Raw genomic sequence first — 23,252 nt, forward strand, 5'->3', positions numbered from 1 at the left:
AGCGGGCTCCAGTGCCCTGCGACGAAACGCTGCTGCGCGGCGCGAAATGCAGAACGAAAGGCGGGAGCGGATGCCCGCCCCCCTGCCCGACGGCTTACAGCGCGGCTTCGAGGATGCGGCGGCTCACAGCCGGGGTGATCTCGCGCTGTTCGCCCAGGGTCACCATGCCATGCGCTTCCAGCTGCGCCACCACGGCGCCCACGGTGTCAGCGCCCAGGCCGTAGCCCGACAGGCGCGTAGCGATGCCCATGGCCTCGAAGAAGTCGCGCGTACGCTCGATGGCGGCGGTGATGCGCTCGTCGTCCGTGCCGGTGGTGATGCCCCACACGCGCTCACCGTACTGGAGCAGCTTGGCGCGCTTGGCCACCCGGCGTTCGTTGAGCAGCGCAGGCAGCACGATGGCCAGGGTGCGCGCATGGTCGATGCCGTGCAGGGCCGTCAGCTCGTGGCCGATCATGTGGGTGGCCCAGTCCTGCGGCACGCCCGCGCCGATCAGGCCGTTGAGCGCCATGGTGGCGGCCCACATGAGGTTGGCACGGTCGTCGTACACGGGCTCAGGGGCGGTCAGCAGGCGCGGGCCGATCTCGATCAGCGTCTGCAGGATGCCTTCGGCAAAGCGGTCCTGCACGGGTGCGTTGACGGGGTAGGTGAGGTACTGCTCCACCGTGTGCACAAACGCATCGACCACGCCGTTGGCCAGCTGCTGGGGCGGCAGGGTGTAGGTCTTGGTGGGGTCGAGCACCGAGAACACCGGGTAGGTGTGCACACTGCCAAACGACAGCTTGGCACCCTTGGCACGGTGGGTGATGACGCCACCGTTGTTCATCTCCGAGCCCGTGGCGGGCAGCGTGAGCACGGAACCAAATGGCATGGCGCCCTTGACGTTGCGGCCGTGCTTTTCGAGGATGGCCCACGGGTCACCGCCCTCGAAGCGCACGGCGGCGGCGATGAACTTGGTGGCGTCGATCACCGAGCCGCCGCCCACGGCCAGCAGAAAGTCAAACCCGCCTTCGCGGATCTGCGCCACGGCCTTCATGGAGGTTTCGTAGCTCGGGTTGGGCTCGATGCCACTGAAGGTGGCGTGCTGGCGCTCGCCCAGCGCGGCGCGCACCTCGGCCAGCGTGCCGGTCTTTTCGGCGCTGGCACCGCCCACGAGGATCAGCACCTTGGCGGCAGCGGGCACCAGCTTGGCCAGGTCGGCAATGCGCCCCTGGCCGAAGGCGATGTGGGTGGGGTTGTGGAAGTCGAAATTCAGCATGATCGTCTTTCTCCGTCAAAGGCGTTGCCGCAGCACCGGGCACTTGGCTGCGCAGAGGGTGCGCCGCGCAGGGTGGCGGCAGCAAGGGCGCGATTGTGCGGCGCACGGGTGGGCGGCGCCGGTCGCGTGTGCGATAGCCCTGCTGCTGGCAGAGCCTCGTGCGGCAGGTCGGCGCAGCGCATGCGGTTGCTGCTAGCGCTCAGCGTGGCGCCCGCTCCATGAGCGCCTGCAGGCGCCCGGCCACGAAGTCGCGCAGCACATGGACCAGCGGTGTGAACTGGCGGCGGCTGGGCGCCACCAGAAAGAGCGGCACGGCCTCAGTGGTCCAGCCGGGGCACAGCGGCACCAGCCGCCCGGCGGCCAGGTCGTCGGCCACATCAAAGTACGACTTGTAGGCAATGCCCCGGCCCAGCACCGCCCAGCGGCGCACCACATCGCCATCGTTGGCCACGTTGCGGCTGCGCGCACGCACCACCACCTCCTGGCCGGAAGCGTCCCAGAAGCGCCAGCGGTCGTGCACGTCCTCGCCCAGCATGAAGCACAGGCCCTCGTGCGCGGCCAGTGCGTGGGGCGTTTCGGGCATGCCGTGCGCTGCCAGGTAGGCGGGCGCGGCGCAGAGCACACGCCGGTGGTCGGCGGCCAGCGGCAGTGCGACCAGGCTCGAATCCTGCGGCTTGCCGTAGCGGAAGGCGGCATCCACCGGCTCGCTGTAGACGTTGGCCACGCGGTCGGCCAGCTGCAGGCGGATGTCGATGCCCGGGTGCTCGGTCTGGAAGGCATCGAGCCAGGGCAGCAGCACATTGCGCCCCAGGTCCGACGGCGCGGCCAGCTGCAGCGTGCCGCGAAAGCCTCCGGCGCGCCCACCCGCCAGCTGGCCTTGCACCTGCTGCAGCGCAGCCAGCGCGGGGCGGCAATGCTCCAGAAACAGCGCGCCCTCCTGCGTGAGCCGCAGGCTGCGCGTGGAGCGCACGAACAGCGCCACGCCCAGCTCGGCCTCCAGCCGCTTGAGCGCGGCACTCGCGGCAGCGGGGGTGAGGTCCAGCGCGCGGGCCGTGGCCGAGAGGCTGCCGCTGTCCACGGTGCGCACAAAGATGTCGAGGTCTTGCAGGCTTTTCATGGGGTGCCTTGGGTGCGCAGGGGTTTATTTTCAAACAATGATTGAAGATGGATTCAATCATCAGCCCATTTAAAAACAAACCGGCAAAACCCATGATCTAGGCACCCTTTGTTTGACCCCAGGATCTCTCCATGAAAGCCGTTGGCTACCAAACCGCCCACCCCATCGAGCACCCCGAATCGCTGCTCGACATCACCCAACCCGACCCCGTGGCCACCGGCCGCGACCTGCTGGTGGAAGTGCACGCCGTCTCGGTGAACCCTGTGGACACCAAGGTGCGCAAAAGCAGCTCGCGCAGTGGCGACGGCCCCGACTACAAGGTGCTGGGCTGGGACGCCAGCGGCATCGTGCGCGCCGTGGGGCCGGATGTCACGCTGTTCCAGCCCGGCGACCGCGTCTGGTACGCAGGCTCCATCGCCCGCCCCGGCACCAACAGCGAACTGCACCTGGTGGACGAGCGCATCGTGGGCCACGCACCGAAGTCGCTGGACTTTGCCGAAGCCGCCGCGCTGCCGCTGACCACCATCACCGCGTGGGAGCTGCTGTTTGACCGCCTGCGCGTGGCGCCCGGCAAGCAGCCCACGAACAAGACCCTGCTCATCATCGGCGCGGGCGGCGGCGTGGGCTCCATCCTCACGCAATTGGCAGCGCGGCTCACCAGCCTCACGATCATCGGCACCGCATCGCGCCCCGAAACGCAGCAGTGGGTGCGCGAGCTGGGCGCCCACCACGTCATCGACCACAGCCAGCCGCTCACGCAAGAGCTGGCGCGCATCGGCCACCCCACGGTGGACATCATCGTGAGCCTCACGCAGACCGATGCGCACTTTGACCAGATCGTCGAGGCCATCGCGCCCCAGGGCCAGTTCGCGCTGATCGACGACCCGGTGTCGCTCGACGTGACGAAATTCAAGCGCAAGTCGGTGTCGGTGCACTGGGAGCTGATGTTCACCCGCGCGCTGTTCGGCACCGCCGACATGATCGGCCAGCACCGGCTGCTGACCGAGGTGGCGCAGCTGGTGGATGCGGGGCTGATTCGCACGACGCTGGACCAGCGCTTTGGCACCATCAATGCCGAGAATCTGAAGCGCGCGCATGCGCTGATCGAGAGCGGCAAGGCGCGGGGCAAGCTGGTGCTGGAGGGGTGGAACTGAAGAGCGCCGGTCCGCTGAGTCCGAGGCATGGGCAGGGCGGCCTTTGAGGCTGCGGTGGGTTCTGTATCCAGATGAAAAATACTGTGTTTAATGCCAGTATCTCAGGTATAAAACCGCACACAACAACACCAGGAGCCCCTCCCATGCTGGACCACATGACCTTCCGCGTCACCGACATCGCCCGCACCAAGGCGTTCTACACCGCTGCCCTCGCGCCTTTGGGCTACAGCCTGTGTTTTGAAGGCAACTACGGTTCGAACATGCTGGGCTTTGCCTACCCGGCGCCGTCCGAGCCCGACGGCAAGAAGGCCGATGTGTGGTTCATCGATGGCCCCTCGCCCTACGGCGGCCCGCCCGCGACCACGGGCTGCCACCTGGCGTGGCGCGCCACCACGCGGGCCCAGGTCGATGCCTTCTACCGCGCCGCCATGGAAGCCGGGGGCAAAGACAACGGAGCCCCGGGCCTGCGGCCCGACTACCACCCCCACTATTACGGCGCGTTTGTCATCGACCCCGAGGGCAACAACATCGAGGCGGTGTGCCACCTGCCGGAGTAAGAAACACCGCTGCACCCTCCGCAGAGAGCGCGTCGCCAAGCGAGTGCACCCGTGGAACTGGCTTTGCCAGGCCACCGGGTGCGTCCCCCTGGGGGAAGCGGCGCAGCCGCTCAGGGGGGTCAGTCGAGTTTCACGCCTGCCGCCTTGATGATCTCGCCCCAGCGCTTGGACTCGGCGCGCGCCATGGCGCGGAACTGCTCGGGCGTGCCGGGCAGTGCTTCCATGCCAAAGTCGTTCATGCGCTTGACCACGGCGGGGTTCAGCAGGGCCTTGTTCAGGTCAGTGTTCAAACGCGTGGTGATGGCGGCAGGCAGACCGGCGGGCGCCAGGATGCCCTGGAACGCGAACACCTCGGTGTTGGGCACACCGGCTTCGGCCAGCGTGGGCACGTCCGGCAGCGCGGCCACGCGCTTGGCCGAGCCAATGGCCAGCGCGCGGACCTTGCCCGAGGTGATCACGGGCAGGCCTGCGGCCAGGTCCAGGAACATGCAGGGCACCTGGCCACCCATCACGTCCTGCAGCGCGGGCGCGGCGCCGCGGTAGGGGATGTGGGTGAGGAAGGTCTTGGTGCGGTTCTTGAACATCTCCATCGCCAGGTGGTGTGGCGAGCCGTTGCCGGGCGAGGCGTAGTTGAGCTTGCCGGGATTGGCACGCGCGTAGTCCAGAAACTCCTTCACCGTCTTGGCTTCGAACGACGGGTGCACGACCAGCGCCAGCGGGAAGCGGCTGATGCCGCCCACGTAGGTGAAGTCCTTTTCGGGGTTGAACGGCAGCTTGGTGAACAGGTGTTCGTTGTAGGCCAGGATGGCGTTGTCGGCCGACATGAAGGTGTTGCCGTCGGGCTTGGCCGTGGCCACGGCCTGGCCGCCGATGTTGGTGGAGGCGCCGGGGCGGTTGTCCACCACGATCTGCTGGCCCAGCGTCTGGCGCATGGCCTCGGCCACGGTGCGGGCCAGCACGTCGGTGCCGCCACCGGCGGGGTACGGCACCACCCAGCGCAGGGGCTGGTCGGGCCAGGCGGACTGGGCGGCGGCCCAGGGCGCGGCGGTGGTGGCGCCTGCGGCGGCCAGGGCGGACAAGAGGGTGCGGCGTTGCATGGGGCTGTCTCCTTGATACTACTGATTTGATAGCTGCTTGCGCTTATCCATAGCGCGCAAACAGCCTTTTTTGTTCAAATTTTCTGCCGACCGGGTGCTCAGGCGGCCGGGGCGGCAATCGTCTGGTCGATGGCACCGAAGATGCTGGCGCCGTCCTTGCCCTTGATCTCGATGCGGATGGTGTCGCCGAACTTCATGAATTCGGTGCTGGGCTTGCCGTCCTGGATGGTCTCGATGCAGCGCTTTTCGGCGATGCAGCTGTAGCCCTTGGGCCATTCGGTGCGGCCATTGGCGTCGGTGATGCCCTTGTTGCTCACGGTGCCGCTGCCGATGATGGAGCCCGCGCGCAGGTTGCGCGTCTTGGCCACGTGGGCGATCAGCTGGCCGAAGTGGAAGGTCATTTCAGGGCCGGCGTCGCACATGCCGACCTTGCGGCCGTTCCAGGTGGACTGCACGGTCAGGTTGACGCGGCCGTGGTCCCAGGCGTCGCCCAGCTCGTCCAGCGTCACGGCCACGGGGCCGAAGGCGGTGGCGGGCTTGGATTGGAAGAAACCGAAGCCCTTGGCCAGCTCGGCCGGGATCAGGTTGCGCAGGCTCACGTCGTTGGCAATCATCACCAGGCGGATGCCGTCCAGCGCCTGGTCGGCGTTGGTGCCCATCTTCACGTCGCCCGTGATGACGGCGATCTCGGCCTCGAAGTCGATGCCCATGGCTTCGCTGGGCACCACCACCTCGTCGCAGGGGCCGATAAAGTCGTCGCTGCCACCCTGGTACATCAGCGGGTCGGTGTAGAAACTCTCCGGCACTTCGGAGTTGCGCGCTTTTCGCACCAGTTCAACGTGGTTGATGTAGGCCGAGCCGTCGGCCCACTGGTAGGCGCGAGGCAGCGGGGCCATGCACTGGGCAGGGTCGAACGGGAACGCGTGGCGCGCGCGGCCGCTGTTGAGCTGGTCGTACAGGTCCTGCAGCTGGGGCGAGAGGAAGCCCCAGTCGTCCAGCACCTGCTGGAGCTTGCTGGCAATGCCGGTCGCATAATGGGCTGTGCCCAGGTCGCGGGAGACGACAACCAGTTGGCCGTCGCGCGAGCCGTCTTTGTAGGTAGCGAGTTTCATGGTGGCAGGACCTTTGTCTCAGAAGGGTTGATGGGCACCGCTAGCGAAAATTACGCTTGGGTAAATTGATTTAACTAAACAAAACTCGCAAATTTTAGTGCACATGGACAAAGAACGTGCAGGAATTCAATCGGTCGAGGTGGGTTTTGCCCTGCTGGAGGGGCTGACACGCTCGCGCGGGCCGCTGATGCTCAAGGATGTGGCCGCCTCGGCCGGCATGAGCGCGGCCAAGGCGCACCGGTATCTGGTGAGCTTTCAGCGCCTGGGCCTGGTCACGCAGGACCCGCGCACCGCGCGGTACGACCTGGGCCCGGCGGCGCTCAAGCTGGGCCTGGCGTCGCTGGCGCGGCTGGACGCCGTGCGCCTGGCGCGCGAGCGCATGCCGGAGTTGATGGAAAGCATCGGCCACACGCTGGCACTGGCCGTGTGGGGCAACCACGGCCCGACCATCGTGCACTGGGAGGAGTCGCCCCAGGCCGTCACTGCCAACCTGCGCCTGGGCGATGTGATGCCGCTGCTGTCATCGGCCACGGGACGGTGTTTTGCAGCCTTCATGTCGCCCGATGTGGTGGCGCCGCTGCTGAAAGAAGAACTGGCCCGCGCCGTGAAGATGCGCCGCACCGACCTGCCCGCCACCATGGCCGAAGTGAACACCCTGCTGGCCGAGGTGCGCGAGCGCGGCGCCGCCCGCGTGGTCGATACCCTGCTGCCCGGCATCGTGGCTTTTTGCGCGCCCGTGTTCGACTCGGATGGCCACCTGGAGCTGGGCATCACCACACTGGGCTCGATTGCCACCTTCGACCCCGAGTGGAACGGCGCCATCGACGCACCGCTGCGCGCGGCCGCTGGCCAGCTCTCGCGCGACCTGGGCGCAGGCAGCGCCTGACCCGCGCGCCGCCACCACACCGCATGCCCCGCCGCGCGCTGGTTGCCATCACCGCCCTGGTGCTTGCCCTGCACTGGCTGGTGCTGACCGGTGTGCCGCTGGCCTGGGACAGTCCGGCGCAGCCCACAGGCCAGGTGTTCAGCACCCGCAGCATTGCAGCCCCACCTCCCGCCGCCATGCCCACAGCGGCCGCAGCACCGGCTGCCAAGGCCGCCCCGGCTGCGGCACCACAGCCTGCCGCGCGCAAAAAACCACCGGCCCGCACCACACCCGCGCCCACCTCCACCGCAGCGCCTGTTGCCCCGCCACCGCCTGCCGAAGCCGCGGCCACGGGCACCGAAGTGGGCACTGACACAGCGCCAACCAACGCCACGGATTCAACTGCGCCCCCCGCCGAAGTGGCGGCGGCAGCCCCCGAAGCCCCCGCATCCGCCGCCGCGCCCCCCGCCCCCCCGGCCGAAGCCACCACCGGGGTGGACATCACCCCGCCCGGCGCAGGCACCGGCCAGGCCTCCTCGCAGGCACCGCCCCCCGCCCGCCTGCCGCCGCCCACCCGGCTGGCGTTTGACGTGAGCGGGCAGGCCAAAAAGTTCGCCTACAACGCCCGCGCCGAACTGCTGTGGCAACACGATGGCAGCCGCTACGAGGCGCGGCAGGAGATCAGCGCCTTCCTGGTGGGCTCCCGCACGCAACGCAGCGTGGGCGCCATCACGGCCCAGGGGCTGTTGCCCGAGAAGTTTTCGGACAAATCCCGCAGCGAGCAGGCCGCGCATTTCGACTACGCCCAGGGCCGCATCACCTTCAGCGCCAACACCCCGCAGGCCCCGGCCAGCCCCGGCGTGCAGGACCGCCTGAGCGTGTTCATCCAGCTCGGCGCGCTGCTGGCGGCCGACCCGGGGCGGTTTGTGCCCGGCACCCAGATCACCCTCACCACCGTGAGCGCCCGCAGCGCCGACCGCTGGACCTTCACCATCGAAGGCCCCGAGACGCTGGACCTGCCCTCGGGCGCCACCCCGACCCTCAAGCTGCAGCGCCTGCCCCGCAAGGATTACGACCAGAAGGCCGAGCTGTGGGTGGCCCCGGCACTGGGCTACCTGCCCGTGCGCATCAAGCTCACCCAGGCCAACGGGGACTTTGCCGACCTGCTGCTGCGCGAGCGCGGCACGCCCTGAGCTGCGCCAGACCGGATCGCGCGCCAAGTGTTGCGGCCGCACACCATCGGGGCAAAAAAGCCCCGCGAGCCCGGCGCACTGCGGTTTTCGTGAAATACTGGTCGCAACAGGGTTGATGCGGTGCGGCAGGTGTTCTGGTCGGCAGGCCTTCTCAGGGCCCAACAAGACACCCCCCCCACCGCCGGGATACCCCGCAAGCCGCCCCCGGGGCTTGAACTCTGCGTGACTGGTGTCATCTGAATTTCAAATCAACCAGGGGAACACGATGCACATGCTCTACGACTCTGAATCTTTTGTGGTGGTCCACATGCTGCCCGACGCCGTGGAGACAAAGAGCGCCCAGGCGCTCAACGACACCGCCCCCGCCATTCCCCAGCTCGCTCGGCACGGCTTTGAAATCGTGGACAAGCGCTCGGGCAAGGAGGTGTACCTGGACGGCTCCTGGGCCGAGATGTTCCAGGAGCAGATCCTGGCCTGGCAACGCGACACCCCCACGCAGGAAGAAGTGGAAGACGCGCTGGACCGCTATGCGGGGCTGGCGCAGAACCCGGTGGTGGTGCACTAAGCCCCCCCCTGAGCCGCGCAGCGCGGCTTCCCCCCGCTCTCGCTACGCTGCGCTGCGCTTCGCGGGCAGGGGGATGATGCCCTCGCTGCGGGGCGGCCCTTGCTAGACATCCCTGGCCCTGGGCGCGCCAGTTTTGTCGTGCAGTTCTTCTTTTCAAACCTTGAGTGCCTGGTGTTCGTCCCTGGGATAGATCCGCCGGTACAACGGATCCACCAGCATCAACACCGCAATCAACCGGCACACCTGAAACGCCGTGACCACCGGCACCCCCAGCTGGAGCACCTTGGCCGTGATGGCCATTTCGGTGATGCCACCCGGTGAAGTCCCCAGCAGCAAGGTGACCCAGGGCAGGCCCGTGGCCCAGGCCAGCGCCCCAGCGAACAATGCGCACACCCCCATCAGCCCCAGCGTGCCCACGGCCACCGTGGCCAGCCAGCGTGGCGCGGTGTGCAAGAACTCCCGGCGAAAACGCACGCCCAGACTCACGCCAATCACCAGCTGCGCCGCATTCACCAGCCCCTGTGGCACCGCCGACAGACCCAGGCCCGCCATGGTGAGCCCCATGGACACCAGCATCGCGCCCATGAACCAGGGGTTGGCGCGGCCCAGCCGGTCCATCACCACAGCCCCCACGCCGGTCATCAGCGCCAGCAACGCCAGCCCAGGCCAGCTCACCACCCGCAGCGTGGGCGGCAGGATATCGAGGCCATGCAGGCCGCTCCACTGCAGTGCAAACGGAATCGTCACCGTGACGATGAGCAGGCGCAGGCTGTGGCTCGCCGCCACCAGGTCGGTGCGCGCGTTTTCGCGTTCGGACAGCAACGTCATCTCGGACGCTGCCCCAATCGCGCCCGCAAAGTAGCTGGTGGCGCGCAGCATGGGCGCGGGCACGCCATGCATGCGCGGTGCGTGCACGCGGTACAGCCAGGCGCCAAACAGCCAGCCCAGGAGCAGCGCCCACACAATGCCCAGCACGATGGCCCACCACAGGCCCCCAATCAGCGCCACCACCTCGGGCGTGAAGTACAGGCCCAGGGCCGCGCCAATGGTCCACTGCCCGGCATTGCGCAGCGGGCCCCAGCTTTCGGTGGGCCCGCCAGCGATCGACACCAGCGAGGTGGCCAGCAGAGGGCCGATCATCCAGGGCAGCGGAGTGTGGAGCGCGACGCAGGCAGCGGCTGCCGCCCAGGCCAGGGCCAGCGTGGCAAGGACACGGGCAACAAAAGGGAAACGCATACGGACAGGGCGGTGGGCTGGGGGTGGAAAGCGGACGGTGAGCAGCGAAGCCGCGCTGTGATCCAGAAGCCCCCCTGCCGGGGCCGGTGTCTTCGCGCGCGGCAACCGATGCTCCCAAGTATCGCGCCACAGCCTTGGCACCACCGCTGCCGGGCCCTGCCCAGGCAGCATGGCAGGCATCGCCAGAAAGAAACCGTTGTGGCGCCTGCTTTTCAGGCGGCTACTTCAAGCGAAAACACGCCTCTGCGCGCGACCAACATACCCTTATAGCTATATTTTTTATAGCAAACATCAGGCACCGCGCCGCGCAGCCATCTCCTGCCCCATGGCCCCCAGCGTAGCGGGGGCCAGCAGCGCCTGCGCGGCGGGGTAGGCGGTGCCCTCTTCCGCTGCGATGTGGTCTGCGTAGCGCTGGGCAAACCGGTCGAGTGCCGCCTCGTCCCCGGGCGTGAACGGGGCCACAGCCGACTCGGCCAGCGCCCACAAAGGCACACGCGCCGCCGCCCAGTCGGCCGTCATCGCCAGATGGTCCTGCTGCAGCCGCTGCACCAGCGCCTGCACCTCGGGGCTGGCCTGGGCCCGCAGCAGCGGGAACACATGCAGTTCTTCGTCTTGGTGGTGCAGCGGTGCGGCCATGTCGAAGTAGCGCAGCACATCGCGCGCGGCCTGGCGGGCATCGGTGTCGGCCCCGTGCTGGCGCACATGGGCGCGCAGCCGTGCGAGCAGGGCCAGGGTGCGCTGAACGCGTTCGTGGCAGGCCTCCAGCATGGCGAAAGGCTGCTCGAAACCCACGGCCGGGGCGCTAAAGCCCGGCAGGTGGCGGGAGGTGGGGCCCGAGGGGGTGGCGGACACGGCGTCAGCCCAGCCGCACAGGCTGGCCCTGGCGATTGAACGGGATGTAGCGACCGTGTGCGCCGCCCTTGATCGCATCCACCATGCGCTGCAAGGGGGCCTCGGCATCGGCACTGGTGGGCGCCTGGTTCAAGGTGCCGGGCAACGCCGCCGCAAACACCATGGCCCAGTCGTGGCCTGGGGCGGTGAACTGCTGCGCCTCTTCCACCAGCGCGCTGAACGAGGCCAGCTCCTGCGGCGTCTTGTCCACACACATCAGTGGCACCAGGGCGCCCCCCTGCCCCGCTTCAAAACGCGCGCGCTGCGCGGGGGTTGCGTCGTCGGGCAGCTCGGCGGCGGCAAACACAAACAGCAGGCGCTGGGGCTCGGGCTGCTGGCGCGCGGCCTGTAGCAGGTCGTCAAAGCTGGCAATTTCCATCACAAGGTTGCGTCATCAGAAAAACAGGTCAAAAGCCGGGCACCACGCCCCGGCTGGCATCCAGCGTGCTCACATAGGCACCGGGCGCGGGCCGTGCACGCACGGCCTTGCGCGACAGCACGGTGCCGATGCTCACGAAACACAGGGCCTGCTCGGACGGCGCCAGCTGGAACAGCGCGCGCAGGCTGTCGGCCTTGAGCGCCTTGCCGCTGGTGAGTGCCGAGCCATAGCCCTGCGCCGTGGCCATGAGCAGCATGTTCTGCACCGCACAACCGGCCGACACGGTGCGCTCGGCCAGGTCGATGTCGGCATCGCCACGTTCGGCATCCACCACGGCCAGCAGCAGCACGGGCGAGCGGTAGGCTTTCTCACGCGCCTGCTCGGCCTGCTCAGGGGTGGCGGTGGGGTCGCGCTCCCGCAGGGCCTGGGCAAACACCTCAGCCAGCGGCGTGCGCGACGCCTCGGGCACCAGCACAAAGCGCCAGGGCACCAGTTGGCCGTGGTCGGGGGCGTGCGCGGCAGCGCTCAGGATCTGCGCCAGCTCGGCCGCACTGGGGCCCGGCGCGCCCAGGCGCTTGGGCAGGATGGTCTGGCGCGACTGGATCAGCGCCGCCGCCAGCCCGGCCACATCTTCAGAAGCACGGGCCTGCGCCGCAGCAGGCTGCACACGGGACGTGGGGTTCAACGGCCAGGGGATGACTGACATGGGAAATCCTTCCAATGCTTACCGCATGCGCCCAGAAGCATGCAGCGGGGCCATGGCCTTCATCCACAGCTCCCCAGGTGGCCACACTGCGTGCAGTAGTCGCAGCCGTCCTTGCGGATCACCGCATGGGCGCCACATTCGCTGCACTTCTTGCCTGCCATGGCCTGGGGCACGGCCACGGGCGGCGGTGCGGGTTCGTCCAGCGGCAGTTGCTGCTGCACCGGGTCGGCCACGCGGCGCGCCAGGATGTTCTGGATGGCATAGGCCATGGCCGCCACTTCAGAGTCGTGCCACATGGGCACCAGCGTGCCGTCGTCCTTGCGGTGCTGGCCCAGGCGCACCGGCCCCCGGTCCCAGGCCACCTTGCGCATGTCGCTGAGGGCACGCTCCAGAAAGCCCCCCCGCGCCGCCAGCGAGAGCATGCGCATGCTGGAGGTGATCCACTGCTGCGACTCGCCGCTCTGCCCCACGGGCATGAAGAACTCGATGGCGCGGTCCACCGTGCGGTTGCCCACGCCCGTGGGCACGGGCAGAAAGGACACGATGAGGTACAGGGTCTTATGGCCTTCCTGCGTCCAGTATTCGAGCTTTTCGGCCACGGCCGAGAGCCCGCCCTGCGGACGGCTTTCGATCACCGTGCGCATCGGGTCCACAGGCGGTGCGGCGGGCGCAGGCGCTGCCACTGCAGCAGGCGCTGGTGCGGGTTCTGCATGGGTTTCGAGCACCGAGCCCAGGATGCTGTTGGGCCGGTAAGTGGCCAGCCCCTTGAGCCGCGCGCGCCAGGCCTGCAGGTACAGGTCCTTGAAGTCTTCGTAGGGGTAGTCGGCCGGAATGTTCACGGTCTTGGAAATGGCCGTGTCCACAAAGGGCTGCACGGCCTCCATCATCGCAATGTGCTCCTGCGCAGACATGGCCAGCGCCGAGACAAAGTAGTCGGGCAGCGCCCCTCCATCCACGCCCACATCGCCGCCCAGCTCGCGGTACAGGCGCCAGGCATGGTCTTCCACCGCGTATTCGGTGGTGCTGCCGTCGGACTCGCGCTTCTTGCGCTTGTACATCCACGAGAACGGTGGCTCGATGCCGTTGGAGGCGTTGTCGGCAAACGCCAGGCTCACCGTGCCCGTGGGCGCGATGGACAACAGGTGGCTGTTGCGGATGCCATGCTGGTGGATCGCGGCCTTGAGCGATTCGGGCAACCGGCTCGCAAACGTGCCTTCCGCAAGATAGCCCCGCGCATCGAACTTCGGAAACGCGCCTTTCTCGCGCGCCAGCTCCACCGACGCCGCATAGGCTGCATCGCGCATGCATTCGGCAATGCGCGCCGCCATGGTGCGCCCCTCGGGCAGGTTGTAGCGCAGGCACAGCATGGCCAGCGTGTTGCCCATGCCGGTAAAGCCCACGCCAATGCGCCGCTTGGCCATGGCCTCGTCACGCTGCTGCGGCAGCGGCCAGAAGGTCACATCCAGCACGTTGTCGAGTGCCCGCACCTGCAGCGCCACGGCCTGGGTGAAAGCGTCGAAGTCGAACGCCGCCACGCCGCCGAACCCGAAGGGGTGGCGCACAAAGCGCGTGAGGATGATGGGACCGAGGTCACAGCAGCCGTAGGACGGGAGTGGCTGCTCGCCGCAGGGGTTGGTCGCCGCAATGTCCTCGCAGTAATGCAGGTTGTTGTCTTCGTTGATGCGGCCCAGGAACAGGATGCCCGGTTCGGCGAAGTCGTAGGCCGACTTCATGATCGTGTCCCACAGCTCGCGCGCGAGCACGGTGGCATAGACCCACTGGCCGTCAGCGCGCTGGTGGGCGCCCTGTGCCAGCAGCGCCGCACCGGGCACCGCCTTGTGCACCAGCTCCCAGGGGGCGTCGTTCTGCACCGCCTCGATGAAGGCGTCCGACACGCCCACCGACACATTGAAGTTGTTCCAGCGGCCCGGCGTGCGCTTGGCGGTGATGAATTCCTGCACATCGGGGTGATCGATGCGCAGCACGCCCATCTGCGCGCCCCGGCGTGCGCCCGCGCTCTCCACGGTGGAGCAGGACTGGTCGAACACGTTCATGTAGCTGCAGGGCCCCGAGGCCATGGAGGCCGTGCCCTTGACATGCGCGCCCTTGGGGCGGATGCGCGAGAAGTCGTAGCCCACGCCGCCACCGCGCCGCATGGTCTCAGCCGCTTCGCGCAGCGCTTCGTAGATGCCCGGAACGCCTTCATCGTCCACGCCCTGGATGCAGTCGCCCACGGGCTGCACAAAGCAGTTGATCAGCGTGGCCTGGATGTCGGTGCCTGCCGCGCTCATGATGCGGCCCGCGCCGATGGCGCCGACCTTGAGGTTGGCCAGGAACAGGGCTTCGTACTTTTCGCGCAGCTCCGGCTTTTCGACCGAGGCCAGGGCCCGCGCCACGCGCTGGTACAGCTCGTCGGCCGTGGTTTCGCCGGGTTTGAGGTATTTCTCCCGCAGCACATCCAGGCTGATGGGCTGCAGGGCAGATGCGGTGCTGAGGGGGGGCTGAGGTTCGCGTTTCATGGGGGCCGATGATTTGGGTTTCAGGCTGAAACGGGGTTGCGTTCCGTCAAGGAGCGCTCATTCCACTCCGAATGCAGCGCCATGGCAAGTCGGTGGCCGCTCACTCGTCCACCAGCACCTGCCCATCATGCTCCACGTAGGGCTGGTAGGGGCCCGTGCCGCTGTTGTCCGCACGCGATGCAGGCACAAAACCACCAGTGCTGACATCGAACACATGGACCTCGCCCTCCTCGATCACATAGTGCCAACCGTGCAGGCTGATCTGGCCTGACTGCACCCGGCTGCGCACCATGGGGTACTCCATGAGGCGCTCCAGCTGCAGCACCACCGCGCGCTGCTCGGTGCGACGCAATACCTCGGGGCCCGGCTGCATGGGCAACAGGGCCTCGCGCCCCAGGTCCAGCCAGCGGTTGAGGTTGGGGGCCTCGGGCGAGACCTCACCATACATCGCCTTGATGGCCCCACAGTGGCTGTGGCCGCACACAACGATGCGCCGCACCTGGAGGTTGAGCACGGCAAACTCGATGGCCGCCGTGGTGCCATGGTGGCCGTGCGATCCGTCGTAGGGTGGAACAAAGGCCCCCACATTGCGCACCAGAAACAGCTCGCCCGGCCCCGCACCGGTCAGCAGGTAGGGCACCAGGCGGGAGTCGGAGCAGCCGATGAACAAGGTCGTGGGGTGCTGCCCCTCATCCACCAGCGTCTGGAACTGCTCGCGGTACTGGGGGAAGGCGTCGTCGTGAAAACGGCGCAGGCGATCCAGCAGTTCGTCAGGCATGGTGATGTGACCCGCAAGACAACATGCCGCTACTGCACCAGCGGCGATTCGGCCGCGTCCAGCACCACCCCTTCGACCACCGCAGCACCGGCCAGCAGCTGCAGGTACTGGCGCAGCGCATTCACCCAGGCCTGCTGGCGCAGGGTGAGCGCGATGGCCTGGCGCACGTCCTCGAACGCGGGCTGTGGCCCGGCCTCACGTGCCACCACCTCCACCACATGCAGGCCAAAGCGGCTGTGTACCAGGCGGGCCAGCACGCCGATCTCGGCGCTGCCAAACACCTCGCGGGCGAACTCTGGCGCGCAGTCGGCGCGGGTGAGCCAGCCCAGGTCACCGCCTTGCTGGCCGCTGGGGCAGTTGGACCACTGGGCCGCAGCCTCGGCAAACTTCGCACCCCCATCATCGGCGCAGCGCAGGTTGATCAACAGCGCCTCGGCGCGCAGGCGCAGCTGTTTCACATCCACACCGGGCGTCACGGCAAAGAGCACGTGGCGCAATTGCGCGCGCTCGCCCTGGGCGTGCGCCGCAGGGTGGGCCTCGTGGTAGCGGCGGCAGGCTTCTTCCGACGGGTCGGGGATGGGCAGCTCACGGTCCAGCAACTGCTCGATCGCATCGGACGCCGCGGTGCTGATAGCGCCCAGGTCGCCTGGCACATCGTCGGCCGACAGCAACCCCGCCTGCTGGGCCGCCTGGCGCAGCAGCTCGGTGCAAGCGCGTTGGCGCAGGGCCTCTTCGTCCAGCAACTCGTGCGGGGCGTTGAGGGCTACGCCGTTGATGCGTGCGATGTCAGCCACGGCACCTGGCCCGCTTGCAACGGGTGCTGGCATCGCCTGCACGGGTGCATCGGCCATCGTGGCCATCAGGGCCTCGTAGGCCGCAGTCTGCGTAGGGGTCAGCGTGCTGGCAGGGGCTGCCGCCGCGCTGCTGTCAGTGGAGCCGCATCCGCAGCTCCCGGTTCCACATCCACTCATGGTGTGCTCCTGCATGGTCAGTGGGTTTCAGGCGCGGCGGTCTTGCGACTGCAGGTGGCCAGCGGGCAGGTTCAGGCGGCGCGCACGCACCACCTGGTAGGGGCGCAGCACATAGGCCAGCGTGCCAAAGCCGCTCCACACATGCACCAGGCGGGTGAAAGGGAAGACCAGGAAGATCGTCATGCCCAGGAACATGTGGGCCTTGAAGATCCAGCCGGCCTCAGCCAGCAGCTCCACACCACCGCTGCGGAAGGTGACCACACGTTGGCCCCACTCGGCCAGCTTCATCATCATGGAGCCATCCAGATGCTGCGCAGACAGCGGAATGGTGGCAAGCCCCAGCGCCAGCTGCAGCCAGAGCAGGATCAGCAGCACGATGTCGCTGGTCTTGGACGTGGCGCGGATGCGCGCGTCCGACAGGCGGCGGTGCAGCAGGATGGAGATGCCCACAAAGGCCAGCAGGCCCGCAATGCCGCCGGTGACCATGGCCATCAGCTGCTTGTTGCCCGCGCTGATGAAATGCTCATACACAAAGTGTGGCGTCAGCATGCCAAAGGTGTGCCCGAAAAACAGGAACAGCACGCCCACGTGGAACAGGTTGCTGCCCCAGCGCAGGCTGCCGGTGCGCAGCAGCTGCGACGAGTCGCTTTTCCACGTGTACTGGTCGCGGTCAAACCGCGCCCAGCTGCCGATAAAGAACACGGCCAGGCAGATGTAGGGATAGATGCCAAACAACAGGGTATCGAGCCAGGGGGTAGTCATGCTGAGACTCCTTCGGGGGCCCGCTCGGCGCGGGGGGTACGGACAAAATGCAGGGGTTGCGGCTGGTCAGGCTTGGACTGGCCCTGGGTGCTGCAACCGCCAAACGCTTCGGGCTCGGCCCAGACCTCGTCCATGGGCGGCTCGGGCGTGAGCGCCACCGACTGCACGCGCTGGCCCGAGACTTCGAGCACCGCAGCGATCACGCTGGCGTAAGGGCTGTTGCGCGACACCAGGGCGCTGAACAGCGCATTGAGGATGTGGGCCATTTCGCCCAGGAACTCCTTGGCCACGGCGGGTGGCTGGGTGGAGGCGAACTCCAGCACCACGGGCAGGTGGTCGGGCAGCTCGTCGGCCTCAAACTGCAGGCCCGCCTTTTCGTAGGTCTGCAGCAGGTCGATAAGCGCCGGCCCCCGGTCGCGCGAGTCGCCGTGCACATGCTCGAACAGGTGCAGCGAGGTCTGGCGGCCCCGGTCGAAGTGGTCCACGTAGCGGGCTTCGGCTTCCAGCGGGTCCAGGGCGGCGAGGTGCTGGCACACGGCCTTCAGCTCGTCCATGCGATCAGCCGTAAGGGCCTGCTCGGCCTGCAGCGCATCGATGAGCTGCGGCATCACGCTGCGCAGCTGCGCATCGGGGTAACTCAGCAGGTAGCCCAGGGCGCGCAGGGTCAGGCGCACGGAGGTCGGGTTCTTCTTGAACATGGTGATTCCTTCCGTGTCGCTCAAACAGTGGCTTTGATGGGAATGGTCCGCGGCTTCTTGCCGCCGAACATGCTGACTTCCGTCGCGCCGTCCGAGCAACCATTGCCAAACGAGAAGCCGCAGCCGCCCCGGATGTCGAATGCGTTTTCGGCGTACTCGCGGTGGGCCGACGGGATCACGAAGCGGTCCTCGTAGTTGGCGATCGCCATCACCTGGTACATCTCTTCGACCTCGGCCATCGACAGGCCTGCCTGCTTGAGCACAGCGAGGTTCTGGCGCTGCTCCACATGCTTGTCGCGCTGGTAGGTGCGCATGGCCAGCATGCGTTCCAGCGCGCGCACCACGGGACCGGTGTCACCGGCGGTGAGCAGGTTGGCGAGGTACTGCACGGGGATGCGCAATTGCGACACATCCGGAATCTCACCGTTCACGCCCACATGGCCCGCGTTGGCTGCCGCCGTGATGGGCGAGAGCGGCGGCACATACCAGACCATGGGCAACGTGCGGTACTCGGGGTGCAGCGGCAGGGCCACCTTCCAGTCCACGGCCATCTTGTAGACGGGGCTGTTGCGGGCGGCGTCCATCCAGCTGTCCGGAATGCCGTCGATGCGCGCCTGCTTGATCACATCGGGGTCGTTCGGGTTCAGGAAGATGTCGAGCTGGGCCTGGTACAGGTCGCGGTCGCGCTCCACGCTGGCGGCTTCCTGGATGCGGTCTGCGTCATATAGCAACACGCCCAGGTAACGGATGCGGCCCACGCAGGTTTCCGAGCACACGGTCGGCTGGCCCGCCTCGATGCGGGGGTAGCAGAAGATGCACTTCTCGGCCTTGCCCGACTGCCAGTTGTAGTAAATCTTCTTGTAGGGGCAACCCGAGACGCACATGCGCCAGCCACGGCACTTGTCCTGGTCGATCAGCACGATACCGTCTTCCTCGCGCTTGTAGATCGAGCCGCTGGGGCACGATGCCACGCACGCCGGGTTCAGGCAGTGCTCGCACAGGCGCGGCAGGTACATCATGAAGGTGTTCTCGAACTGGCCGTAGATGTCCTTCTGGACATCGTCGAAGTTCTTGTCCTGGCTGCGCTTGCTGAACTCGCCGCCCAGGATTTCTTCCCAGTTCGGGCCCCACTCGATCTTCTCCATGCGCTGGCCGGTGATCAGGCTGCGCGGGCGGCCCGTGGGGGCGGCCTTGGTTTCAGGCGCCGACTGCAGGTGGTCGTAGTCGAAGGTGAAGGGCTCGTAATAATCGTCGATCTGCGGCAGGTTGGGGTTGGCGAAGATGCGCATGAGCAGCTTCCACTTGCCGCCCTGGCGGGGGGCGATGGAGCCGTCAGGGTTGCGCACCCAGCCGCCGTTCCACTTGTCCTGGTTTTCCCACTCCTTGGGATAGCCGATGCCAGGCTTGGTTTCGACGTTGTTGAACCAGGCGTATTCCACTCCGGGGCGGCTCGTCCAGACGTTCTTGCAGGTGACGGAACAGGTGTGGCAACCAATGCACTTGTCTAGGTTCAGCACCATGCCGATTTGTGCGCGAATTTTCATCGTGTTTCTCCTTGTCCTCGGCTTCAGGCGTGCGTGGTCGCGCTGGCGGCGGGCTCGTCATCGAGCCAGTCCACGCGGTTCATCTTGCGCACCAGCACGAACTCGTCGCGGTTGGTGCCGATGGTTCCGTAGTAGTTGAAGCCGTAGCTGTACTGCGCGTAGCCACCAATCATGTGGGTGGGCTTGAGCACGATGCGGGTGACCGAGTTGTGGATACCGCCACGGGTGCCGGTGATCTCGGAGCCAGGGGTGTTGATGATCTTCTCTTGCGAGTGGTACATCATCACCATGCCCGGGTTCACACGCTGGCTCACCACCGCACGGGCCGCAATGGCACCGTTGGCGTTGAAGAGTTCGACCCAGTCGTTGTCCACAATGCCGGCACGCCGTGCATCGTCTTCACTCAGCCACACCACCGAGCCGCCCCGGTTCAGCGTGAGCATCATCAAGTTGTCGCTGTACGTGCTGTGGATGCCCCACTTCTGGTGCGGCGTGATGAAGTTCAGCTGGATTTCCTTGTTGCCGTTGGGCTTCTTGCCTTCGACCTCATGCAGCGTCTTCAGGTGCACCGGCGGGCGGTAGCTCACGAAGCCTTCGCCGAAGTCGCGCATCCAGGGGTGGTCCTGGTAGAACTGCTGGCGGCCGGTGAGGGTGCGCCATGGGATCAGCTCGTGCACGTTGGTGTAGCCCGCGTTGTAGCTGACCTTCTCGCTTTCCAGGCCCGACCAGGTGGGCGAGCTGATGATCTTGCGCGGCTGTGCCTGGATGTCGCGGAAGCGGATCTTCTCGTCCTCGCGGTGCAGCGCCAGGTGCACGTGGTCACGGCCGGTCTGCTTGCCCAGGGCCTCCCAGGCCTTGCAGGCCACGTGGCCGTTGGTTTCGGGCGCGAGCATCATCACCACTTCGGTGGCGTCGATGTCGCTCACGATGCGGGGCATGCCCTGCGTCACGCCCTCTTCCTTCACCCGGCCGTTCAGATCGCCCAGCTGGCCGACCTCGGTCTGCGTGTTCCAGCCGATGCCCTTGCCGCCGTTGCCGGCCTTGTCCATCAAGGGACCCAGGGCGGTGAAGCGCTTGTACAGGTTGGGGTAGTCGCGCTCGACCACGGTGATCTGCGGCGCGGTCTTGCCGGGGATGAGTTCGCACTCGCCCTTCTTCCAGTCGCGCACGCCATAGGGCTGGGCCATTTCGCCCGCCGTGTCGTGCATGATGGGCGTGAGCACCACGTCCTTTTCCACGCCCAGGTGGCCCACGCTGACCTCGCTCACGGCCTTGGCGAAACCCTTGTAGATCTCCCAGTCGCTCTTGGCCTGCCAGGCAGGGTCTACCGCCGTGGACAGCGGGTGGATGAAGGGGTGCATGTCGCTGGTGTTGAGGTCGTTCTTCTCGTACCAGGTGGCGGTGGGCAACACGATGTCGGAGTACAGGCAGGTCGTGCTCATGCGGAAGTCCAGCGTGACCAGCAGGTCCAGCTTGCCTTCCGGGGCCTTGGCGTGCCACTGCACTTCTTCGGGCTTGGCCTCGTCCTGGCCCAAATCCTTGCCCTGCACGCCGTGGGTGGTGCCCAGCAGGTGCTTGAGGAAGTACTCATGCCCCTTGCCCGACGAGCCCAGGATGTTGGAGCGCCACACGAACATGTTGCGCGGCCAGTTGGAGGGATGGTCCGGGTCCTCGCAGCTCATTTGCAGGTTGCCGTTCTTCAGCGACTGCACCACGTAGTCCTTGGCGTCCAGCCCCAAGGCAGCGGCGTCCTTGGCCACCTGCAGCGGGCTGGTCTTGAGCTGGGGGGCCGAAGGCAACCAACCCATGCGCTCGGCGCGCACGTTGTAGTCAATCTGCGCGCCGTGGTAGGCCTTCTTGTCGGCCAGGGGCGAGAGCACTTCTTCCATGCCCAGCTTCTCGTAGCGCCACTGGTCGGTGTGGGCATAAAAGAAGCTCGTGCTGTTCATCTGGCGGGGTGGGCGAATCCAGTCCAGCGCAAACGCCAGGGCCGTCCAGCCGGTTTGGGGCCGGAGCTTTTCCTGGCCCACGTAGTGCGCCCAGCCGCCACCGCTTTGGCCAATGCAGCCACAGAGCATCAGCATGTTGATGATGCCCCGGTAGTTCATGTCACTGTGGTACCAGTGGTTCATGGCCGCGCCGATGATCACCATGGACTTGCCATGGGTCTTGTGCGCGTTGTCGGCAAACTGGCGGGCCACGGTGATGATCTGGTTGCGCGGCACGCCGGTAATCTTTTCCTGCCAGGCGGGCGTGTACGGGCGGTCTGCGTCGTAGCTGCCGCCTGGTTCTTCACCGGGCAGGCCGCGGTCGATGCCGTAGTTGGCGGCCAGCAGGTCGAACACCGTGGCCACCATCACACGGCCCTGGGCCTCGTGGCCGGACAGCTCCAGATGGGACACCGGAACGCGGCGCACCATCACGTCACTGCCCTGCTCATTGGCCGTGAAGTTTGGCGTATGTACGCCGCCGAAATACGGGAAGGCGACATCGGCCACGTCGTGGACCTGCGCGCCATCCTCGATCACCGACAGCTTGAGCTTGACGGTATTGGCGGTGCGTGCGTCCTTGTTTTCCAGGTTCCACAGGCCCTGGTCGGTGCGGCCGTCCGCCCCCCAGCGGAAGCCGATGGAGCCATTGGGCAGCGTGACCTGGCCCAGCTCGTCGTAGCCCACGGTCTTCCAGTCGGGGTTGTTCGACTGGTCGAGCTGGCCGGGGAAGTCGCTGGCGCGCACATAGCGGTCGGGCACCATCACCGTGCGGCCATAGGGCAGCGTCTTTTCCTTGAGCACCACCAGCAGGGGAAGGTCGGTGTAGCGGCGTGCGTAGTCATCAAAGTACGCCGAGCGGCCCTTGCCACCGTCCTTGAAGTAGAACTCCTTGAGGATCACATGGCCCATGGCCATGGCCACGGCAGCATCGGTGCCCTGCTTGGGATGCATCCACAGATCGCCCAGCTTGGCCACTTCGGAGTAGTCGGGCGTGATGGACACCACCTTGGTGCCCTTGTAGCGCACCTCGGTCAGGAAGTGCGCGTCGGGTGTGCGCGTCTGGGGCACGTTGGAACCCCAGGCAATGATGTACGAGCTGTTGTACCAGTCGGCCGACTCGGGCACGTCGGTCTGCTCGCCCCAGGTCTGCGGGCTGCTGGGGGGCAGGTCGCAGTACCAGTCGTAAAAACTCATGCACACGCCGCCGATGAGGCTCAGGTAACGCGAACCCGCTGCATACGAAATCATCGACATGGCCGGGATGGGCGAGAAGCCGATGATGCGGTCCGGGCCGTGTTTCTTGATGGTGTACACGTTGGCCGCAGCGATCATCTGGTTGACTTCTTCCCAGGTGCTGCGCACAAAGCCGCCCAGGCCGCGCTGCTTTTGCCATTCGCTGCGCGAGGCATCGTTCTCGACGATGCTGGCCCAGGCATCGACCGGGCTCTTGGCCAGGGCGATGGCAGCGCGCCAGTGCTTGAGCAGGCGGCCGCGCACCATGGGGTACTTCACGCGGTTGGCGCTGTACAGGTACCAGCTGTAGCTGGCACCGCGCGCGCAACCCCGGGGCTCGTGGTTGGGCAGATCGGGCCGGGTGCGGGGGTAGTCGGTCTGCTGGGTTTCCCAGGTGACGATGCCGCCCTTGACGTAGATCTTCCAGCTGCAGCTGCCGGTGCAGTTCACGCCGTGGGTGCTGCGCACGATCTTGTCGTGCGCCCAGCGGTCGCGGTAGGCGTCTTCCCAGGTGCGGTCTTCACCGTTGGCCTGGCCATGGCCCTGGGCAAAGGTCTCGCGGGGCTGCGAGAAGTAGGAAAGGCGGTCGAGGAAATGGCTCATCGGGGGCTCCTTGTTCTGTTCTG

General features: G+C 67.0%; 20 protein-coding genes. 5 read left to right on the top strand and 15 right to left on the bottom strand.

Annotated features, from left to right (window positions below):
• Positions 1–94: 94 nt before the first annotated feature.
• Both CBY09_RS10615 and CBY09_RS10620 read right to left on the bottom strand, forming a co-directional pair.
• Positions 95–1,258, bottom strand: a complete 1,164-nt coding sequence (locus tag CBY09_RS10615; RefSeq protein WP_094289246.1) for an iron-containing alcohol dehydrogenase — start codon at positions 1,256–1,258, stop codon at positions 95–97.
• Between the two features lie 199 nt (positions 1,259–1,457).
• On the bottom strand, positions 1,458–2,375 hold the full coding sequence (locus CBY09_RS10620) for a LysR family transcriptional regulator (protein ID WP_094289248.1): 918 nt from the start codon (positions 2,373–2,375) through the stop codon (positions 1,458–1,460).
• A gap of 131 nt (positions 2,376–2,506) precedes the next feature.
• Here CBY09_RS10620 and CBY09_RS10625 point away from each other — a divergent pair, with 131 nt between their 5' ends.
• Positions 2,507–3,529 (top strand): zinc-binding alcohol dehydrogenase family protein, encoded by a 1,023-nt coding sequence (locus CBY09_RS10625; protein WP_094289250.1) that lies wholly within the window; start codon positions 2,507–2,509, stop codon positions 3,527–3,529.
• Between the two features lie 143 nt (positions 3,530–3,672).
• A complete protein-coding gene (locus CBY09_RS10630) occupies positions 3,673–4,086 on the top strand; it encodes a VOC family protein (protein ID WP_094289252.1) in 414 nt (137 codons plus the stop codon).
• Positions 4,087–4,205: 119 nt separating this feature from the next.
• Here the strand turns inward: CBY09_RS10630 and CBY09_RS10635 are convergent, their stop codons facing one another.
• A complete protein-coding gene (locus CBY09_RS10635) occupies positions 4,206–5,183 on the bottom strand; it encodes a Bug family tripartite tricarboxylate transporter substrate binding protein (protein WP_094289254.1) in 978 nt (325 codons plus the stop codon).
• 98 nt (positions 5,184–5,281) lie between these two features.
• The gene (locus tag CBY09_RS10640) at positions 5,282–6,295 is read right to left on the bottom strand and encodes a fumarylacetoacetate hydrolase family protein (RefSeq protein ID WP_094289256.1); all 1,014 of its coding nucleotides are present in this window, start codon (positions 6,293–6,295) and stop codon (positions 5,282–5,284) included.
• A gap of 103 nt (positions 6,296–6,398) precedes the next feature.
• On the opposite strand from CBY09_RS10640, the gene CBY09_RS10645 reads away from it, so the two are divergent.
• The 3 genes from CBY09_RS10645 (at position 6,399) to CBY09_RS10655 (ending at position 8,918) form a co-directional block, all read left to right on the top strand.
• Entirely contained in the window at positions 6,399–7,181 is a 783-nt protein-coding gene (locus CBY09_RS10645) for an IclR family transcriptional regulator (RefSeq protein WP_094289258.1), read from the top strand.
• A 23-nt stretch (positions 7,182–7,204) separates the two neighbouring features.
• Complete coding sequence (locus tag CBY09_RS10650; protein WP_094289259.1) at positions 7,205–8,353, top strand: DUF3108 domain-containing protein; 1,149 nt, start codon at positions 7,205–7,207, stop codon at positions 8,351–8,353.
• A gap of 265 nt (positions 8,354–8,618) precedes the next feature.
• On the top strand, positions 8,619–8,918 hold the full coding sequence (locus CBY09_RS10655; protein WP_094289261.1) for a BTH_I0359 family protein: 300 nt from the start codon (positions 8,619–8,621) through the stop codon (positions 8,916–8,918).
• Between the two features lie 153 nt (positions 8,919–9,071).
• Here CBY09_RS10655 and CBY09_RS10660 read toward each other — a convergent pair whose 3' ends face one another.
• The 11 genes from CBY09_RS10660 to CBY09_RS10710 form a co-directional block, all read right to left on the bottom strand.
• The gene (locus CBY09_RS10660) at positions 9,072–10,154 is read right to left on the bottom strand and encodes an AbrB family transcriptional regulator (RefSeq protein WP_094289263.1); all 1,083 of its coding nucleotides are present in this window, start codon (positions 10,152–10,154) and stop codon (positions 9,072–9,074) included.
• 291 nt (positions 10,155–10,445) lie between these two features.
• The gene (locus tag CBY09_RS10665) at positions 10,446–10,922 is read right to left on the bottom strand and encodes a hemerythrin domain-containing protein (protein WP_094289448.1); all 477 of its coding nucleotides are present in this window, start codon (positions 10,920–10,922) and stop codon (positions 10,446–10,448) included.
• 88 nt (positions 10,923–11,010) lie between these two features.
• Positions 11,011–11,424 carry a ribonucleotide reductase subunit alpha gene (locus tag CBY09_RS10670; protein ID WP_094289265.1) on the bottom strand — a complete coding sequence of 138 codons (414 nt, stop codon included), beginning with the start codon at positions 11,422–11,424 and terminating at the stop codon, positions 11,011–11,013.
• A gap of 28 nt (positions 11,425–11,452) precedes the next feature.
• Positions 11,453–12,130: a nitroreductase family protein gene (locus CBY09_RS10675; RefSeq protein ID WP_094289267.1), complete on the bottom strand. Its 678-nt coding sequence runs from the start codon at positions 12,128–12,130 to the stop codon at positions 11,453–11,455.
• 59 nt (positions 12,131–12,189) lie between these two features.
• Complete coding sequence (locus CBY09_RS10680; protein WP_094289270.1) at positions 12,190–14,649, bottom strand: adenosylcobalamin-dependent ribonucleoside-diphosphate reductase; 2,460 nt, start codon at positions 14,647–14,649, stop codon at positions 12,190–12,192.
• Positions 14,650–14,749: 100 nt separating this feature from the next.
• Positions 14,750–15,427, bottom strand: coding sequence for a carbonic anhydrase (locus tag CBY09_RS10685; RefSeq protein ID WP_094289272.1), 678 nt, complete (start codon positions 15,425–15,427; stop codon positions 14,750–14,752).
• Positions 15,428–15,456: 29 nt separating this feature from the next.
• Positions 15,457–16,398, bottom strand: a complete 942-nt coding sequence (locus CBY09_RS10690; RefSeq protein ID WP_094289450.1) for a peptidylprolyl isomerase — start codon at positions 16,396–16,398, stop codon at positions 15,457–15,459.
• Positions 16,399–16,425: 27 nt separating this feature from the next.
• Complete coding sequence (gene narI, locus CBY09_RS10695) at positions 16,426–17,160, bottom strand: respiratory nitrate reductase subunit gamma (RefSeq protein WP_094289274.1); 735 nt, start codon at positions 17,158–17,160, stop codon at positions 16,426–16,428.
• Positions 17,157–17,858 carry a nitrate reductase molybdenum cofactor assembly chaperone gene (narJ, locus tag CBY09_RS10700; protein WP_094289452.1) on the bottom strand — a complete coding sequence of 234 codons (702 nt, stop codon included), beginning with the start codon at positions 17,856–17,858 and terminating at the stop codon, positions 17,157–17,159. Before narJ ends, narI begins: the two co-directional genes overlap by 4 nt.
• 20 nt (positions 17,859–17,878) lie before the next feature.
• Positions 17,879–19,402: a nitrate reductase subunit beta gene (gene narH / locus CBY09_RS10705; protein ID WP_094289276.1), complete on the bottom strand. Its 1,524-nt coding sequence runs from the start codon at positions 19,400–19,402 to the stop codon at positions 17,879–17,881.
• A 23-nt stretch (positions 19,403–19,425) separates the two neighbouring features.
• Positions 19,426–23,229, bottom strand: coding sequence for a nitrate reductase subunit alpha (locus tag CBY09_RS10710; RefSeq protein WP_094289278.1), 3,804 nt, complete (start codon positions 23,227–23,229; stop codon positions 19,426–19,428).
• Positions 23,230–23,252: the final 23 nt, after the last annotated feature.

The organism is Acidovorax kalamii (assembly GCF_002245625.1).
Classification (GTDB): domain Bacteria; phylum Pseudomonadota; class Gammaproteobacteria; order Burkholderiales; family Burkholderiaceae_C; genus Acidovorax; species Acidovorax kalamii.